The following is an 18,254-nucleotide window of genomic DNA, read 5'->3' as shown; positions in this document are numbered from 1 at the left end:
CACCGAATACTAGGCTACTTACCTGAGCAACATGCATTGCCTTCTTGAATAGGAGGACACTTAACTGTTCCATAAGAGCAATAAACGCAACAATCACCTTTTAACGGTTTAAGTAGTGCTTTACAGCTTTCGCATTCGTAATACCATTGGCAAGCGTTTGTAGGCATGGTTTCAACTTTGCTAAATCCACATTCAGGGCAAGTGATTTTAGATTCTAGTTCTATACCTTGCATACTGGTTCCTTAATGGGCTTAACAATATCTAAAATAGACATTACGACCATCCAAATGATCCCAAAGTAAAATAAGTAAGTGCTCCAGTCGTATTGCCATAAAGGATAAAGGGTCAGCAATACTGCAATTGGGCCAATGACACTTAAAACGCCTCTCAATGAATCTCGATGTTGATACCAATTATAGAAATTAACTAACAACGCTAGTGAAGCAAATAATGGCAATAAGGTGTTCACCGCTATCCCTTCAAAATGTGAAAGAAAACCTAACCCAAGAGCAGATGCCAATGAGCCGAGTGCAGGAAAACATGCTGTGCAGCTAAGGGCGGCTAGCCAAACGCCACCAGAACCTACTTTATCTAGAATTTTATTGATCATAACTATCTACCTCAATTTTTAAGGTAGTATAAACTCCGTACATAAGTACGGGGTCAATAGCTATTTAAGTGAATTTATTACCGGGCAGGATTGAGGGTCTTGATTGGCCTTGCAAGAATCTGTCATATCTTGAATTACTTTCTCTAATCGCTGTAAATCAGCAATTTTATTACGAATGAGATTAAGTTTTTGCAACCCCATCGACTCAATATCAGCGCAACTGTCACTTAGTGACATAAGCGATTCAATTTCTTTCAGCGTAAACCCTAATGCTTTAGCTTTCAGAATAAATTTGAGTTGACTGGTAAGGGCATCGCCATACATTCTGTAACCAGACTCTGGTTTTAAAGGTTGCTCTATCAGACCTTGGCGCTCATAGAAACGGATTGTTTCAACATTGATATCTAAATCTTTTGCCAGTTTTCCAATGGTTCTCATAAACATACTCTTTAGAAGCAGAAATATCATTATACAATTAATGCGGATTGCCTAAACTCAATTTTATTGCATGAACGGGGTCGCTAAGCGTCCTCTTTGTAGAATTAAGTTCACATATCCAGATCACTCTGACCGTCTCTTGTTCGCTCTTGCTGCCTGTCAGGTGAAGTCTAAGCCTAATCAACAAAACTGTAAGTTGAGATATGAGCTACTACATCTAATCTATTGTTTCGTTGAAACTAATTCAATAATTTCACCAGTAGACGTATCCACTCTTATTTCTGTATGTTGCCCTGAATGCTGAAGTTGATTTTGTAAATCGGCATTAATCAGTTTGAGCTTATCTATTTCTGCGTACATTTCACTCAACAACACTAATAACTTTGTATCTTTATTATCGATTTCCTTAGTGCCGATATTATTTTTTTGCTTTTCTTTAGCAAGCTTGCTTTTTAGTTCGGCTACCTTTGTTCTGAGTTGTTTTATTAAATTATCTTTATTTTTTTCTTCCCAAGTTAATTGAGCTTTTTCAATACTTTCTCGTAACTTTACCCATTTTTCTTCTTCTTTAGATAGATTCGCAATATTTCTTTTAGCTCTCGTTGCTACTGCATTTTTGGTTATCTTGCTGCCATCAGATTTCATCTCTTCAAAAGCACGTTTTATATCATCATATGCGCTACTCATGCTTGTTCTCCTTGGTTTGTATGCGCTTTGCCTTCATCTAATACATAGTCAGCTGCTGCTATATTATTTTTCCAGTGAATAGCAAATAGCTCGTAATCTTCTTGCTCTTCTGTGGTTGATGCTGCATATGCCTCTAGTTTCTGGGTCGCATCTTTTTTTATCACTTGCCAATTGACCTTGTGGCGTTTGGTAATGATTTTACTACCACAATACACACAGCCACTAGGGATTCCTGCTCCTTTTATCTTGCAAGCTTCTCCCGCAGTGCAGTACCCCGTAGGCAAGCCACGTATGTTTTTAATATTTTTGACGAGAAATTTTTTCAGTTCTTCAATTGAACTGAAATGGATCTGCTTAATCACAGTCGAATCTTTACTTTGACTATCAGTAATACCTATTATCAGATCTTTAGATGTTTTATTAATTTGCTCACCAGCACCACCTTTAAGTGATTGTGACTCGGCTTCATCTATTAACTCTTCTGCAACACGGTCAATTAAAATCTCATTAAACTCTTCAGTAGTTTTAATTAAAGTTGTTGAGGCCAAAAATGCTCTTCGAGTATAAACAAACGTCATTAGGCTGGTTAAATGTTTAAATTGATATCTAATATCATCAAGCTCACCTAATTTATTGGCAATGACAAAGTAGGCCAACGTATGTCGAAACATGTGAGCGGTTAATCTAAACGTATCGCCTTCTTCGTATGGGACACCTCTATTCTCTCCTCTAACTTCTTTGTAGTTAGATTCAAGGCGTTCAAGCTCTGCTATATCATCATCGTCTAGAGTTAAGTCAAAAAGCTCAATGTTTTCACTGTTTTTAACCTCAAATTTTGTGAATCGCCCAGCATCGCTAAAACTAACACTACAGCTACTATGTGAAACCCCGAAAAGACGGTTTCTTTCTAACCCTTCTTTCAAGTTGTGTGCTTGACTACTTGTTATATTGGCTCTGCATGAAGAAAGTACAGCTTTTGCCCTTTCTTGCATACCGAACACATATTTTTCGTAAATACCAACACACTCATGTACTTCAGCGTTTGAAAACCATTCCATCTCAACCTTACTGTTGTCGGTTTTGGTCATGATTGCCGTAATGTAATAAATATCATCTTTGTAATTGGCACAGCCAACCTTGCATGTAAGTACTTCGTTATATCTCATGCCTGTATAGGCCAAGATATTAATGTATGTGGCTAATTTTAAATCTTCTAATTCTTCGGATAATTGAATGAATTCCACTTCATCGGGTAAGTTTCTTACATGTTTTGCTATTAGCTCACCTGTACTAATTTTGGGCGGTGGTTCAACGGAGCCTTCATTTAAACTATCTATTAAGCGTGCATTTAATTCTAGCCATCGTTCTATCTTATCCTTAGAGTTTTCAACTATTTTTTCTGCAAACTTCAGAATTTTTTTCATTACTTTAGTAGGAATGACAGGGTGCGAATAAGTGACTGGTCTCGGATGGTGTAACTCGTTTAGTTGGTTAAGTACATCAATAAAAACACTACACACCTTAGGGCCAAAAAGACGAAAGCTGCGCTGCACGTCAAATAGTTTAGTAAATGAGTGTGATTGTCTGTAAATAGCTATTTTCCTGACTTCATATAAATAGTCTTTTATGAGATTCCTAATAACTAAGTCAGATTTGAACTCCAACTCATGAAATGAGTGATAACCTCTTTGTCTTAAGAAGGCTGCAAATAAATTTAGATACGTTACATCATTTTGAAGTGTAGAGATTTTTAGAGGTTTACCGCCTACAACATCACCATGTGTGAGTTTAATTAGTGAATAAATTCGAATTTGATATGCTAATTCATCAACACCTTTAAAATTCACATTTCTTTGCGTTTCTTCATAGCTTATCCAAGTGTCATCGCCAAAGTGAATAGTGCCATGTTTAGCAATATTCAATGCTCTGTTTTCCCACAAAGCAATCGAATTAAAAGCGCTAGTATCATCAACTTTAAAATCTTCTAACACCTGAACCAAAGGTTTTATAGTGATTTGACCTGTATGTGTTTTTACAACAGCGATATCAAGTAGTTTTGTTTTAGTTATCTCTTTGGTCATAGCAAACCTGTGTTTTTCCAATGAGGATGAATACCCTCTGTTCTCAATAGTTCTTTTCCATCAGTCACAGCTTGAGCATTAAGCTTGGCAATATCAGCTAATATTTCGTTAACCCTATTTTTCAACTGCTCTATGTTTTCCAGTTGCTCTGTTATAGAGTCAAATGTTGCGGCTGAGTTTTCCATATCAGCAACAACAAAATCCCGGTATGACAAAAGTTTCCAAACATGCAATGCGTCAGCAACACAGCGATAGAACGGACACCACAAGCATGCGTTAAAGTCGGCACATGCATGCTCGTTTGTATCTCGCTGGTCTAATAATTTCCTGTTTTGTGATTCGAATGCCACTACTGCGGATTTATCTTTTGAGTTAATGCATGTGCCATTCGGGACTTTTTTACCGTCTTCTGGTGGAGTCTGCAAAATGATTACTTTGTCGGTAACATCGCGAACAAAATAGTCTGCCATTGTTTTTGTCGCTCTGTTGATTGTCATTGCAACATCTTTGTTATCTTGCATTAAATAATGACGCAAGAACGTTTCATAAGAGTGCTTGCCAGCTTTTTGATACCACTTAAATTCTTTGGCAACTTTTCGGTAAATGTAGTTAAGCCCTGATTTTCTGATCTTTTGCGAATTAAATACGATATCACACCCAAGCTCAGTCAATATCCTATCTATAGTGGTCTTGAAACGTGATGCTGTTAATAATTGAATCTTTACTTCTCCAATACTATTTACTTTGGGAAAAACAAAAATTCTTTTTGATAGGTTCTCAATAGAAGGGCGGTAAATAGACGTAAGTTTAGTCGCAGCCTTAATATCAAATATTACTGGTTCGACAACGTCGCCGTATAAGACGCCTTCTTTTTCTAGATCTTCGGCTTTAATTTCAAATTTATGCCATTGTGTTTGATAATTAGCTCGGCGTTTAAATAAACGAAGAGCAGGAGTTTTACTTGAATGTAATGGCGTGTTAAAGAAAAATAAGTCGTCAGTATCAAGCTCTAGCGTAGGAGTTGAATTCCAACCAGTTTTCAATATGACTTTTGCTGCATAAAGTGTAACTTTGTCTTTAATTGTGAGTAAGGTCTCAGAAAGCCCTTTTTCTATGTAATATGCTAATTCTACTACTTCTCTATATGAGTAGAGCTTATCTTGATTCTGAGAGAGTTGCTCTTGATGTTGTGCAGTTAATTCGGTGTTGACCGGAAAGCTTTTAATAGTATCTAGACCATAAAACGATAGTAATTTGTCGATAGCGCTCTGATATTGATTACCAACAAAAACCGACAAATCGCCTTGTTTTGATTTTAGTTGAATTGCCTCTCTTATAGCCTTTAGTATCTCACAGTTATTTTCAACAAAAGCATGAACCCCATGATTGGCAATAAGCTTCATTTGTTCATCTGTTAATGATGATGCATTTTCTTTCAATGCTCTAGCCATACTACCTATGTAACCTTTGAGAGTGACGATGCCTATGCTCTCGCCATCAATTCGCTTTGTAAAAACTTTATGGTATTCGACTAGGTTTTGATAAAATTTATAGGCATTGTCATATACCCACTCATGCTTCTGCCATTCGGTAGTGTCACTTTCTTTAAGGTAATAGCCCAATGAGTAGGGTAATAAACTTTCCTTTGCGATTTTTTCACCCGTAACAAAGTGGTAAAGGTCCAATGCAGCGTTTAGTAGCAGTAAAAACTGCTGGTTATTTTGAGTTTCTTCTTGGTAATGCTTATAAAGGTATTTAAATCCCTGAAGGCCATTTTCTGCAAACCCTTGAATTCCACGCTCACTAAGCAGCTTAATTATTGGTGATGCTACGCTACCAGCACTATTCAACCACCTTGGAAATGATAAAGTTGAGGATCTAACTCTTGTTGTATTAGCTTCCGAAGCGCTTGCTATCTGATTTTTCAAAAAAGCATCAACTTCATTGCCAAATTTGGATGATATGCTTTGTGCATACCCTATCACTTCGGCTTCAGTTTTAAATTGATTGACTCTAGCTTTACCCCACACATCGGGTAGTATAAATTTTAAAAAAGTACGGAAGTTGTGATTGCATATAAATGATGAAACGAATTCCCTATCCTTTAATGTTGCCAATAATGGCAGTTTGACGCGTTCAGTATTCTTAAAAGTATCATGTAGACAAATATTTATAATAGCAGTCGCAGTTTTGAGGATGTTGTCTCTAATAGAAGAATCTTTGAGGCTTAATTCTGGAAGGACGAGATAGTCCAGATATTTTTTTAGTAATTTACGAGTCTCTTTTACTTGATGGAATTCAAGTTCGAATAATTTAGTTATGTCGATTGAAGTAGCCCCATTTACTAGCCTAAAAGGAGCGTTGATAGCGTTATCATAAAAATGAAACTTAGCTATGTTTTCTAAAGCTTCTTCTATACGAGTAGCATAACTAGGTAGCTTGACATCATTTATTTCATTAATGCAAAAGTATTCCAGTTCTTGCCAAATTTCAAAGTCTGATAGAGCATTTAATCCCGAAGTTTGAATTGATGTCGCAGTATCTGCACTAACCTTATTAAGGGCTAGAGGAAGAATGTGCTGTAAACTGACACAAGCATTCCGCAAGCGACTCATTGAAATAGCAGTGTCGTCACCTGTGCTAATATTGCTTTCTTTGTCATATGCCCTGTTAAATAAAACGTCTAACTGTTCGGCTAGAACAATTGAATGAGGTTTAAATCTAGCAGGAATACGATTGGACTTCCGCGTTTTAACTTGCTGTAGCATCTTCAGCCTCACGCATAAGCAATTCGTTAACATCACCGTAGATATCTTTTACCCACTCTGACATCGCTCCGTATGCATCCACTGATACACTTTTGGCAAAGTCGATGTAACGTTTGGTTGTTTTAAAGCTTTCGTGACTCATCAAAGTCATTAGTGTTTGTCGGATGGAACTTTCTGATTCACCTTTGTCAATTAGGTATTTAGCGACATAAGTAGCAAAGGTAGCGCGTAAGTCATGGAATGTGCGTAATAGTATTTCTAATCCCTGCTTCCTTTGTTCTTTTCTAACTATGGAAATAGTATTCCCCGGTGTATCTTCGCTTATCCGCGATCCTGAACTATTCATAAACAAAGGAAGCGGATGTTCGCTATTGTCCATACCATGATTAGTCTCATGTTTGGTACGTCGCTTCATATTTTGAATTGTCAAAGTGTGATTGTACAAAAGCTTCATTAGAACTCGCGCTATTGTTAATCTCACTGGCTTATGTCCTTTTCGTACAATGTTCAATTTTGGAATACGTTTCTCGTTTTCTTTTTCATCAGGGTTAAAGAGGTCTTTCTGGTCGATGGCCGAAATTTCAAAAGATCGAAGTCCACCTAACAAGGCACACTGCAAATAAAGTTTATAAGTCTCTTTTTGAGCTGTATTCGTCTCCAGTAACTGTTTAAGTTCTTTTGGAGAATATGGTTGTAGACCTTTGTCTGGTGAGTCTTCTTTTTGTTTCAATGTATTTGGAATGCTCAAATTACTGACCCATTTCCATAAGCCCCCAGAACGATTGTTGCTGGTAGGTAATTGAAACAACGAACTGACACCTGATTTAGCTTTCGATTTAATACGTACCTGTTTGTATTCAAGTGAGAAGGGGAGGCTATCTATAGCTCCGCGCTTATGGCTCCATATATAGAATGCTTTAACAGCTCTAATTCGTTCTTGAGCGCTGTTAAAGCTTATGCGTTTAGACTTATCTTTGGTTTCGACTCTTTCACATAAATGTTTGTGATATCTCCACACAGGTAACCTAGAAATATCATCATCTACAGATTGTTTTGAAAGTGGTGCAGCTATTACTTCAAAATAGGATGCATCATCTTTATCCAACCAATCTAAGAAAGCTTTTAAGTGCTTAGCTATACTGCGAACAGACTTAACATCTAATGGCTTTCCCGGTTGGCTGGCATGATAAGCGTCACTAAAAGCCTCATTGTCTATTTGATTCTTTTTGAGACTGAAATGACCTTCAAAGCGGTGCATTAAAAATAAGTTCATTTCTTGGCATTCGGTGAAGCGAGTCGGGTGATATAGCACTGGAAAATTAGGTTCTATTTTATCGTGCCTATATGAGTGAGTTCTGATGCCTTTTTCAGTCTTAATAGGTTGCCCTGATTTATCGAGGTGAAAAGACATTCCTTTTCCAAAGTTGACTGATGTTTTAATTATTTTAGTTTTTGTTGTATTTCGAAGTATCATTTTCGTTCACCTTTGATTCTTAGCTAGAGTATGTGTGTAAAAACTTTTTTGTTCAAGTTTATTGAGGGTATGATAGTATTATATCAATTCGGGGGTGATTTTAGATGAAAGCCAAAACTTAACAGCTTCTCAGCTAAAAACCATTATTACCCGCTGCGGAGAAGGAACAAAACTAATTTGTACTGGGAATTTGGCACAAATAGACAGTAATTATTTAACGGCGGTTACTTCGGGGCTTACCTATATTGTAGAGCGGTTTAAGCACTTTGAAGGTGGTGCTACCGTAAATCTTAATGGGGTAGTACGTAGTCGACTGGCTTCGTTCGCCGAGGAAAATTTATAACTTGCGCTTAACATCTTGGCTCTATAGTCTACAGTTTGATTTTTGAGCTAATAATTAGGTAGGTCGTTGAATTTTTTACCGCTAAAACATTATCATCGCTCTGTTTTTGTGGCGTTAGCAATCCCTTTATTGGTGGCCTCTTTTTTGTGTTTGCATTTTTATGATATAAAAATGGACCGTGCAATAACAAAAAAGACCACCGATTTTAGTGCGTTATCGGCGCAGCTTGACCATGATATGCAAGCCATCGACGATTTACTTAATGCGATGTTTATTATGTATGACAAACACGCCCCACAACCAGCGAATCATGCCTTCACAAAAAACATTAATCAATACGAGCATTATTATTATAGCCAGATAGCACATTTTAATGGCGAAATAGTAGGAAAAGGCCAATTCAGCTATTCCGAACAGGCATTATCACGCTGGCAAAAAGTCATGTCGCTGGCACCGTCTTTCAATACCGCTTTAGCGCTGCTTTCGTCGCTGCATTCTGTAGCCTATGTTGATGAGCGCGGCTTTGCTTATTTAGCTCGGCGTAACAATACACAAAGTTATATTTTAACGCAGGTACTTAATGGCGACTTTAAACCCTTACCTTCAGCGAACAAACTCACTTCAAGTGCCGTTATTAAAGTAGACAATAACGCATATTTTGCAGTTGGCCGACAGCGAGAGCTTAACTCCTCAGATTATATTGTTTTAATATATGACTTACAGGCTATCTCTAGTTGGTTGAAAAAAATAACCTCAAAGCAAGGCGAGTATGTTTTTATCAACCAAGAGAATGAAATTATTGCCAGTTCACAGCAGCCAATTAATCAAGCCATAAAGTTATCGACCTATTGGCCTAATATTAATAGCCCCTCACAAAAGAGTAATGCGCGAGCAGACTCATTATTTTTAATTCAGCCTTCAAAAAAGAACCCTATTCATCTGGCGTTTCTTGCTGACAAGCACACTCTCTCAAGCGGTATTGTGTATGAAGTATTGATAGAGTTTATTTCGTTAGCCTTATTTTTATGTTTGATGTTTTACATCTTTTTTTGGTTAAGCAAACGTATATTTATCAAACCTATGACCGAGTTGATGCGTTATTTAGAGCATCATAACGATGACAATAGCGGGTATTTAAATTACCAAATACCGTTAAACTGGCAACCTTGGTTTGCTCGGGTAAAAGCTATTTTTGCGAAAAATGAGCATTTAGTTATTTCTTTGCAAAATGCTAATCAAAAGTTAGATGATCAAGTACGGCAACAATCGCAAAAGCTAAAACATAGCGACCAAGCAAAAGAGCGTCATTTAGCGTTATTAAACACAGTACTTAATAGCGTGCCTGATTTTATTTATTTTAAAAATACAGAAGGCATTTTTTTAGGCTGTAATAAAGCGTTTGAGTTGTTTATTGGAAAAACTCAAGGTGAACTTCTTGGGCAGCAAATACACAACATAAGTAACGAGTATGAACAAATTAGTTTGCTGGAATATCAAGTATTACAGCATAGAATGCAAATTCAGCAGCGCATAGATGTTGCTGAGCGAACTTATCAGTTAACCATTGCTCCCTTTTACAATGAACAGCAACACTTATTAGGAACTATGGGGGTTGGTCGTGATATTACAGAACAACAACATACTTTGTATGCATTAAAAGAGTCTGAATCTATATTTAGAAGCGCAATTGAATTTGCCGCAAATGGGGTGTTTTTACTCTCGCTTGAGTACGCTATTTTACAGATAAACAAAGCCGCACGAAAATTATTTTCCAAGCATGATAAATTAACCGATACCCCTTTTTATGCGCTTTTTAATAATACGCAATGGCAGGAGCTTGAAGCATTACTACAGCAATTATTAAATAATAAGAAAAGGGTGTTTCACTTAACCTTGGCTCATACCCAATTAAATGCCTGGTTACAGTTGAGTATGTCGTTAATTTGGAATGAAAATAGTCAGCCGCTTTATTATGTTATTCATATTCAAGATGTTACAGAACTTACCAAAGCCAAAGATGATGCAGAGCGTGCCACGTTAGCTAAAAGCCGTTTTATTGCTAATTTAAGCCACGAAATACGCACCCCCCTCAATGCCGTGTTGGGATTATTGGATATGCTCGCAGAGCACGGGTTAACACAGCGGCAAATTCAACAAACTAGCCAAGCAAAATATGCGGCCAATAATTTGTTGCAGATGCTAAATAGTATGCTTGATTTTGCCCGTGTTGAAAGTAAAGAAGCAACGCTGCAATTAGCGCCATTGTGCTTAGTTGATTTGATTGATACCTGCGAAAGTTTAATTTTACCTTTATGCCAAGCAAAACAGATACAGCTAAAAATCGACATAGACTCGCAAATTTCTCCATTTTTAGTCGGTGATACAATTCGTTTGCAACAAGTATTAGGTAACTTACTTACCAATGCCGTTAAGTTTACCAATAAAGGCAGTGTGACATTAAAAATGACATTACAGCCGAGTCAGAGCCATATAGAGCAGCGTATTTGTTTTCAGGTTATTGATACGGGAGTGGGGATTGCTCAAGCGGATCAACGCCGTTTATTTGATGCCTTCACGCAAGGTGATGAATCATCTACTCGCTTGCATCAAGGGGTTGGCTTAGGGCTGGCAATTGTAAAGCATAGTGTGGCATTAATGGGAGGTGAAATTGCACTCAGTAGTGATAAAGGCCATGGCTGTCATTTTTACTTCACGCTTGATTTAGCGACAGATACCGAGAAATCAGCAAGCTTTACAGATAGACTATTACTGATCACCAGCGCGAAGAGTCAGTTGCTTAATCAGGTTATTACCGCGCATCCTTTTTTCAATAATCAAGCTCTTGAAATAGTCGTAACTGATCCAGATTGTTTGCAACAAGCGCATAGCATTATAATCGATGCTGATGACGTACCTGCCTTTCTCACCTCAGCAATAAAAGCAGTATTACACACTCGTACTACTTCACTCATCGTTATAGAGCACTCGCAACCGAATCAGCTTTCAATAAATGACTCTTTTATTAGCCAGTATTTACCGCGCAGTGCATTGGCGCAGCGGTTACTTAGTTTAACCCCTGAAAAGTTAAAGAAAGTAACTCAATATAAAGCGGATAAACCACAAGAAGAAATAGCGGGAACCTTAGTATTAGCCATAGATGATAACCCGCTCAATCTCGACATTATTAGCAGTATATTGTGTAAAGCCGAAGTGAATGTTGTGACTGCTAGTGATGCTAAACAGGGGGTTGAATGGGTGAATATATTGCGCCCCGATTTAGTTTTAATGGATATTCAAATGCCGAGTATTGATGGCTATCAAGCAACCCAAATAATACGCCAACAGTTTGACGCCCAGCAATTGCCTATTTTTGCATTAACTGCACATTGTGAGCCTGCCGACATTGCACGTTCATTGAATAGTGGTATGAATAAACATTTAACTAAGCCTGTGGTTGCGCCTATTTTATTTGCATCGATAGCTGATTTAGGCATATCTAAGCCTTGCTTTTTTGATAAAACCTTCGCTTTGACACAGTTCAATGATGATGAGAAGCTATTGCAAAGCATGCTTACTAAGTTAGCGGTGTTAAGTGAGTCATATTCAGCTGATCTTCAAAAAGACATACCTACTATTGAAATGGTACGCTTAGTGCATAGTCTAAAAGGGATAGCAGGAAACTTAGGGTTTAACCGATTATTATTATGTGCTCAACATACTGAGCAATTATTAAAAGTGGGCGACAAGAGCGCCAATGCTGCAATTAAAGAGCTGATAATACAGTTAAAACAAGTTCATATTTATATAAAAATTTTAGATGTAAGCAATGATAAATAAAGCAAAAATATTAATTGTAGATGACGATGCGCTTAACCGAATCATTTTAGAAAAAACCTTAAGCGATGAGCATGATGTTTACTTAGTGACAAGCGGCGAAGACGCGCTGGCGTTTGTTAAACACACACAAGTAGACTTAATCATTTTAGATATCATGATGCCTGGTATGAATGGTTATGAAGTACTCGTACAGCTAAAAGAGAACAGTATAAGTCAGGCTATTCCTATTATTTTTATCTCTGCAAACAACCGTCATGAAGATGAGGCAAAGGGGCTAGAGCTCGGCGCAATGGATTATATTGGTAAGCCATTTAGTGCCGCTATTGTGAAAGTTAGAGTGCGGAACCAGTTATTAATTAAGCAAAAAAATGATTTGCTAGAAATGCTTGCCTCTATTGATGGCTTAACAGAAATACCCAATAGACGTTATTTAGATGAGAACTTAGAAAGAGAGTGGCGTAGAAGTAAGCGTAACTACTCTCCTTTGTGCGTTTTACTCATAGATATTGATCATTTTAAACGTTATAACGACTGCTATGGCCACCGAGCTGGAGACGAATGTTTAAAAACAGTGGCAAAAACGTTAGCCGCGCAATGTGAGCGTGGCAGTGATTTTGTTGCGCGTTACGGCGGTGAAGAATTTGTGGCCGTATTACCAGAAACCAATCAGCAAGGTGCAATCGCTTTTGCCAACAAGTTACGTAACGCCGTTAATGATTTGAATATTGAACATAATGCGTCTTTAAACGCTACACACGTCACCATTAGCATCGGTATTGCTTCTAGTGAGAGTAGCCAAGCTTACACTGAAAAAGCATTGTTAGAAGAAGCTGATTCCGGTTTGTATAATGCGAAAAAGTTAGGGCGCAATCAAATTAGCGCCCAATAAATGCTGTAGTTACTTAGTTTGTCAGCATTTGCAGTGCTGAGGCACCAATACCAACTAATTTATCATTTTTAAATACCAACGGTGTGCATTCATCTTTAGTCATTTTACCATCTGAATGGATGCTGTGCGTTGCATAAAATAAGACTTGGTAAACATCCTCTTCTTTTTTGAGTAATTCGGTGAAGTCAGGTGTTTTTAGGGTTTTTAATACCGACTGATAAGAGCTATCCATTGCCAAGCCTGAAATAATTTCACGATTATTCTTATGTGTTGCTTGCCAGCTAGAAGAACTATTACCAGCCCAATGACCTTCCGCTTCGCCATCGGATACAGCAATAACACAGCCAGTTAAAAAAGGAGCGGTGAGGGCGGCGATTAAAAGTGTTTTTTTCATTTTTTATTATCCTAGATGATTAATTACAGACTTTAGAGCAAAGACTAGGCCAGTTTTTTAGTCCTTAAAAATCAATTGCTTATTTTTAAAGTGATTTTTGAGTTAGTGGCTTTTTTAAGAAATAAAATTAAAAAGCCACTTTTTAGTTATTTTGACTAACTTAATTTAACGGCATTAAACCAAGCGATTACGCGACTCTTGTTGACTAAATGCAGCGATATTTAAACTCACTTCTTTAACCAAGCGCACAATAGATTCGGTACTGGCCCACGCTATATGTGGGGTTAGTAGTAAGTTATCTCCCGTGTAATTGGCCAGTGGATTGTTGTGCTCAGCAGGCTCTTTGGTTAGTACGTCAACACCTGCACCAGCAATCACATTGGTTTTTAAGGCTTGTGCTAAGTCGGCTTCGTTAATGATCCCCCCGCGCGCGGTGTTAATAATAAGCGCAGTTGGTTTCATCATTTTTAATTCATTAAGCGTAATTAAGTCACGCGTTTCATCATTAAGTGGGCAATGTACGCTGATAATATCCGCTGTTTTTATTGCGGTTTCAAAAGGCGTGCGTCCTTGGCGACACTCAGCACCTTTGCGCTCTGCAACAATGACATGAGCACCAAAGGCTTCAGCCACTTTAGATACAGCATTGCCCAGAGTTCCCCCACCAATAATGGCTAATGTTTTACCCTGAATGTCATTAAAGCTGTAATCAAGGCGACAAAACATTTCACTTTTTTGCCATGCGCCTTGTTGGCAGTCCGCTTGGTAGCGATGAGTATTGCCTAATAAGTTAGTAATTAACGAAAAGGTGTGCTGCACAACCGAGGGGGTTGAATAACCAGCAACATTGGTTACCGCAATGCCTAAATCTTTCGCGGCATTTAAATCAACATTATTGGTGCCGGTGGCACTAACACAAATAAGTTTGAGAGATGTTAATTGTGCCATGGTGTCACGATTAATCACTACTTTATTGGTGATTAACACCTCTGCATTTTGGCTATGTGCTAGCACTTGCTCTGGGCTAGTTAGCTGATGCACGGTAAGCTTTCCCAGTGCTGAGATACAATCAAGTGAGGTGTTTGCCAGTGTAGCGTTATCAAGAATTGTTATGTTCACGGTGTGTCCTAATAGTGTATGTGTTAAGGGAATAATAACCCCTGTACGCGAAGTGCTTGTGATAAAAAGAGTATCATCTATTTGAATGTTATTGGGTTTATCATATTGCGTTTACATTAGCAGTTGTAGAGCCATATTTAAATGTGGTCTGCCCACTGACGGTTAACTTGCATGTTATTATGATCAACTGCCTTGCTAAGTGAACTTGAACAAAGTGCTGTTAGTAGGGTCTACCCATTTAAATTAATAATTAATAGCCATAGTTTATACGTATGCGTTGTTAGCAAGACAGCTTGGCTCGGCGTTAAACTATAACGCTATGAAAACTCAGTAAATCGAACTTTAGTATTGCTAGTTTCGTATTTTTGATTGAGTTATAATCAAAATCAGACACAGCGGGGCGTTTTAACGCGCCGTTTTTAACTTTGTAGATGCAGTAAATGATTGAATTAGAAGATAAGTACGCAGATATAAGACCTTACAATGACGATGAAGTTGCCGCCTCATTAACGCGATTAATTAACGATAATGCGTTTATTGATGTAATTGCAAAATACAATTTGCCACGCTTTATATCCGCAGTTGGGTTTTTAGCACGCGCTATAATAAAGCATCAGTTGCGCAAAAAGTGGGGCAAAGTTAAAACGGTTGAAGATGTACAAAATGAAGTGGCACATTACTTAAATAAATTAATAAAACGTACCACCTCAAAAGTCACTTTTTCTGGCTTAGAAGACTTAGACCCTAATCAAGCCTATCTTTTTGTTTCAAACCACAGAGATATTGTACTTGATCCTGCACTGGTTAATTGGGGCTTATTCCAGCATAAAATGAAAACAGTGAGAATTGCGATTGGCGATAACTTGCTGCAAATTCCTTACATTACTGAGCTTATGCGCTTAAATAAAAGTTTTATTGTGAAACGCTCAGCAAAAGCCCCAAAAGAGATGTTAAAAGCGCTGACTCAGTTATCGGCTTATATTTATGATTCACTCAGTAGCGGGCACTCAATTTGGATTGCCCAAAAAGAAGGGCGCGCTAAAGATGGGGTTGATCAAACTGATCCTGCGCTTTTAAAAATGTTGCAACTTAATGGCCGTAAACAAAAGAAAGAATTTGGCGAATACATTAAAGAGCTCAAAGTGGTGCCGGTTGCAATCTCTTACCAATACGAACCATGTGCAATTGCCAAGGCAAAAGAGCTATATCATAAACAACATCATGGCAAGTATGTTAAATCGGCGGGCGAAGATATTGCCAGCATTGTTGAAGGGTTTAGTTCAGCCAAAGGGCATGTGCATTTATCGTTTGGTCAGCCCATTGAGTCAGGTTGTGACAGTGCCGATGAACTGGCAAAAACCATTGATAAGCAAATTATTGATTCGTTTTACTTACACCCAGGCAACTTTATTGCTGCTGGCTGCACTGAGGCGGTGATCAATAAAAATGACGCAGCACAGTTTGAAGAACGTTTGGCCAAGGTGCCAGAAGAGTTAAGGGCTTTGGTTTTAGCTATGTATGCCAAGCCATTTCATCGAAAAACACAAGTAGATGAACAAAGCTGTGAGCAGTAATTAACAGCTTAAGCTAACAACAAAGCAGCAATTTATTTGCTGCTTTTTTTTTGCACAAAAATAGCGCTATACTCAGGCTATGCTTTTAATACCGGAGGGTAAAATGCAACAAATTGAAATATTTGATATTCCTAGCCCTTGTAAAGGTATTTGCTTAGTTAATAATCGCGGTTATTGCAAAGGCTGCTATCGCAGTCGCGATGAACGTTTTTCTTGGAATTCGTTAACGAATTCCCAAAAGAAAAAAGTATTGAGTTTATGCCAGCAGCGCTATAAACGTTACTTACAGCAAAAAAATAAAGTGGCACAATCATCACCGCAAGCAGATCAACAAGGTTTTGATTTTTAAAAGTGTAGGTTGTATTTTGACCTGAGTTTTGCAACTGTGCCGTTATTGTGTAACTTATCCAGTGTTGCTTCTAGCTGGGGAACAATATCCGCATGACTGTTATGTAAATAATGATAAAGCGGGTAGGTTGCAACTACTTGTTTTTCATAGCAGCCCAAAGAGGGAGGAATGGTTTTATTTGCCATCGCAAAATCAATAAGTAACGCTCCTTGTACTTTTTGCTGGATCAGTAAGTTAAGCTGCGTATTATTATTTTTAACTTCAATTACCTTACCTTGAAAATCAATACTGTCTAAATATCGCTGTTGCACAGGGTAACTGGAAATAATAGCAACGCTATCTATGGTTTTAGTGGAGCTGGGCTCACAGCGTTTATAAAGTTCAAGGTTAAATTTAAAGAGTGGATAGTTAACTCGAATTAAATTTTTATAGGCACTTTCAATACTGATATCGCGAGCAAGCTGCCCATCTAACATGCCATTATCTGCTGCAAATAATGCATTTTGACGATTAAAATCGACAATATTTAGTTTAAAGCCCATATCTGCATAGGCCAATTGTAATAGCTCAATGGTATAGTTTGCTTGTTGAGTGTTTTGCGGGCGATTAAATGTGTAGCTATAACTGTGCGCAAAAGACATATTACTAAAAACTAAGCACAGTAATACCAGCAATCCGTTAAAGCGTTTAAGCACGTCAGTATTTCCAATTAATTGCGGCAAGATAATAAGCAGCCATAGTAACAAATTGTCTGTCTTTTGCACAGTTTGCATTAGTAATCTTGCAAAAGTTACCACCAACAATTATTGATTACGTTGAATTATTTACAGTCGCTTATTTTTATTAGTTATAGAGTTAGTTTTTTATAAGTTTAAACGTATAATCTACGTTTTATTGAGCGAGGGGTTGTTGACCTTTGCGGATGAAAATTTGTTCAAACTAGGGGCCCTCGGCGCGACTTGTTTACCTAGTGGGCTAGTTAAAGCCTCCGTGTGCTGCTCACGGCCCTTACCTGTATTCATGCAGGCAACAATAAGTTTATAGCCCCTAAAAATTGGAGTGAATATGAGTTTTAATCTGTGTGACTTGCCGCGAGAGCAAAAGTATCAAATTCAGTTAGATTACGAGGCCTCATTTTGGGCTTATCAAATTAAGCGCGGTAAAAAAACGCGTGAGCAAGTGTACGACACTCTGCATAGTCGTCCTGTTGCAGAGCAAGGTGTTTTAAAACAAAAATTTGAGCAGTATTTGGCAATTATGCTTAGCTAGGGTTTGCCTACTATGCTTGTAATTAAACAATTAGAATCAATTAAAACGCCCTTAGTTAATAAGTTTTATACGTTACATAACGTTCGCGGCCGTGCTAACAAACAGGATCAAGTCTGGGTCGCTTACGATAATAATACGATTATTGCCGCCTGCCGGTTACAGAATAAGCCCACTTTTTTATTTTTATCAACGGTGTTCGTGGCTCCTTCTTATCGTTCAAAGGGGGTGGCAACCCAGTTATTAGTTGCCCTTTTAAATGCGCAAACAGAACCTGTTTACACCTTTGCTTATCAACGCCTTACTGATTTTTATCAAGCACTTGGTTTTAACCAAGTGTTAACATATACTCCTGCATTATTAACGCTATTTGATGCTTATAAGCACCGAAATATTACCGCATTGAAATATCAATAAAACATAAA

16 protein-coding genes and 1 pseudogene are annotated in these 18,254 nt (G+C 37.8%); 7 read left to right on the top strand and 10 right to left on the bottom strand.

Annotated elements, in window-relative coordinates; translation table 11 throughout:
• Positions 1 to 14: 14 nt before the first annotated feature.
• The 7 genes from PTET_RS13405 to PTET_RS13375 all read right to left on the bottom strand — a co-directional run bounded on the left by PTET_RS13405 (position 15) and on the right by PTET_RS13375 (position 8,058).
• Positions 15 to 233, bottom strand: coding sequence for a GDCCVxC domain-containing (seleno)protein (locus PTET_RS13405; RefSeq protein ID WP_008109710.1), 219 nt, complete (start codon positions 231 to 233; stop codon positions 15 to 17).
• Entirely contained in the window at positions 221 to 610 is a 390-nt protein-coding gene (merC, locus tag PTET_RS13400; RefSeq protein WP_008109712.1) for an organomercurial transporter MerC, read from the bottom strand. The genes PTET_RS13405 and merC overlap by 13 nt, the downstream gene beginning before the upstream one ends.
• Positions 611 to 670: 60 nt before the next feature.
• A complete protein-coding gene (locus PTET_RS13395; protein ID WP_008464133.1) occupies positions 671 to 1,048 on the bottom strand; it encodes a MerR family transcriptional regulator in 378 nt (125 codons plus the stop codon).
• 222 nt (positions 1,049 to 1,270) lie between these two features.
• A complete protein-coding gene (locus PTET_RS13390; protein ID WP_008113385.1) occupies positions 1,271 to 1,735 on the bottom strand; it encodes a hypothetical protein in 465 nt (154 codons plus the stop codon).
• The gene (locus PTET_RS13385; RefSeq protein ID WP_008113384.1) at positions 1,732 to 3,816 is read right to left on the bottom strand and encodes a site-specific integrase; all 2,085 of its coding nucleotides are present in this window, start codon (positions 3,814 to 3,816) and stop codon (positions 1,732 to 1,734) included. The genes PTET_RS13390 and PTET_RS13385 overlap by 4 nt, the downstream gene beginning before the upstream one ends.
• Positions 3,813 to 6,584 carry a hypothetical protein gene (locus tag PTET_RS13380; RefSeq protein ID WP_013465872.1) on the bottom strand — a complete coding sequence of 924 codons (2,772 nt, stop codon included), beginning with the start codon at positions 6,582 to 6,584 and terminating at the stop codon, positions 3,813 to 3,815. The genes PTET_RS13385 and PTET_RS13380 overlap by 4 nt, the downstream gene beginning before the upstream one ends.
• On the bottom strand, positions 6,568 to 8,058 hold the full coding sequence (locus PTET_RS13375) for a site-specific integrase (protein ID WP_008113382.1): 1,491 nt from the start codon (positions 8,056 to 8,058) through the stop codon (positions 6,568 to 6,570). Before PTET_RS13375 ends, PTET_RS13380 begins: the two co-directional genes overlap by 17 nt.
• Positions 8,059 to 8,143: 85 nt before the next feature.
• On the opposite strand from PTET_RS13375, the pseudogene PTET_RS13370 reads away from it, so the two are divergent.
• From PTET_RS13370 to PTET_RS13360, 3 genes and pseudogenes are all read left to right on the top strand, one after another.
• Positions 8,144 to 8,401: pseudogene (locus PTET_RS13370) on the top strand (PhoH family protein); the annotation flags it as partial.
• A 66-nt stretch (positions 8,402 to 8,467) separates the two neighbouring features.
• Entirely contained in the window at positions 8,468 to 12,238 is a 3,771-nt protein-coding gene (locus tag PTET_RS13365; protein WP_096038768.1) for an ATP-binding protein, read from the top strand.
• Entirely contained in the window at positions 12,228 to 13,127 is a 900-nt protein-coding gene (locus PTET_RS13360) for a diguanylate cyclase (protein ID WP_013465870.1), read from the top strand. Before PTET_RS13365 ends, PTET_RS13360 begins: the two co-directional genes overlap by 11 nt.
• A 13-nt stretch (positions 13,128 to 13,140) precedes the next feature.
• Here PTET_RS13360 and PTET_RS13355 read toward each other — a convergent pair whose 3' ends face one another.
• Together PTET_RS13355 and PTET_RS13350 are read right to left on the bottom strand one after the other, a co-directional pair.
• Positions 13,141 to 13,521: a DUF3192 domain-containing protein gene (locus PTET_RS13355; RefSeq protein WP_013465869.1), complete on the bottom strand. Its 381-nt coding sequence runs from the start codon at positions 13,519 to 13,521 to the stop codon at positions 13,141 to 13,143.
• A gap of 174 nt (positions 13,522 to 13,695) precedes the next feature.
• Entirely contained in the window at positions 13,696 to 14,640 is a 945-nt protein-coding gene (locus tag PTET_RS13350) for a D-2-hydroxyacid dehydrogenase (RefSeq protein ID WP_013465868.1), read from the bottom strand.
• Between the two features lie 440 nt (positions 14,641 to 15,080).
• Here PTET_RS13350 and PTET_RS13345 point away from each other — a divergent pair, with 440 nt between their 5' ends.
• On the top strand, positions 15,081 to 16,214 hold the full coding sequence (locus tag PTET_RS13345; protein WP_013465867.1) for a 1-acyl-sn-glycerol-3-phosphate acyltransferase: 1,134 nt from the start codon (positions 15,081 to 15,083) through the stop codon (positions 16,212 to 16,214).
• Positions 16,215 to 16,317: 103 nt separating this feature from the next.
• Positions 16,318 to 16,563 carry a DUF1289 domain-containing protein gene (locus PTET_RS13340; protein WP_013465866.1) on the top strand — a complete coding sequence of 82 codons (246 nt, stop codon included), beginning with the start codon at positions 16,318 to 16,320 and terminating at the stop codon, positions 16,561 to 16,563.
• Here PTET_RS13340 and PTET_RS13335 read toward each other — a convergent pair.
• Positions 16,560 to 17,204: a type 2 periplasmic-binding domain-containing protein gene (locus PTET_RS13335; protein WP_049775596.1), complete on the bottom strand. Its 645-nt coding sequence runs from the start codon at positions 17,202 to 17,204 to the stop codon at positions 16,560 to 16,562. The two genes, PTET_RS13340 and PTET_RS13335, sit on opposite strands and share 4 nt — an antisense overlap.
• A 424-nt stretch (positions 17,205 to 17,628) precedes the next feature.
• Here PTET_RS13335 and PTET_RS13330 point away from each other — a divergent pair, with 424 nt between their 5' ends.
• Both PTET_RS13330 and PTET_RS13325 read left to right on the top strand, forming a co-directional pair.
• On the top strand, positions 17,629 to 17,832 hold the full coding sequence (locus PTET_RS13330; RefSeq protein ID WP_028835635.1) for a DUF3283 family protein: 204 nt from the start codon (positions 17,629 to 17,631) through the stop codon (positions 17,830 to 17,832).
• Between the two features lie 12 nt (positions 17,833 to 17,844).
• Positions 17,845 to 18,246 (top strand): GNAT family N-acetyltransferase, encoded by a 402-nt coding sequence (locus tag PTET_RS13325; RefSeq protein ID WP_024600832.1) that lies wholly within the window; start codon positions 17,845 to 17,847, stop codon positions 18,244 to 18,246.
• Positions 18,247 to 18,254: the final 8 nt, after the last annotated feature.

Origin of the sequence: Pseudoalteromonas tetraodonis (assembly GCF_002310835.1) — a bacterium.
GTDB lineage: Bacteria > Pseudomonadota > Gammaproteobacteria > Enterobacterales > Alteromonadaceae > Pseudoalteromonas > Pseudoalteromonas tetraodonis.
The sequence above is the reverse complement of the archived record's forward strand: the minus strand, read 5'-3'. Positions and strand labels throughout refer to the sequence as shown.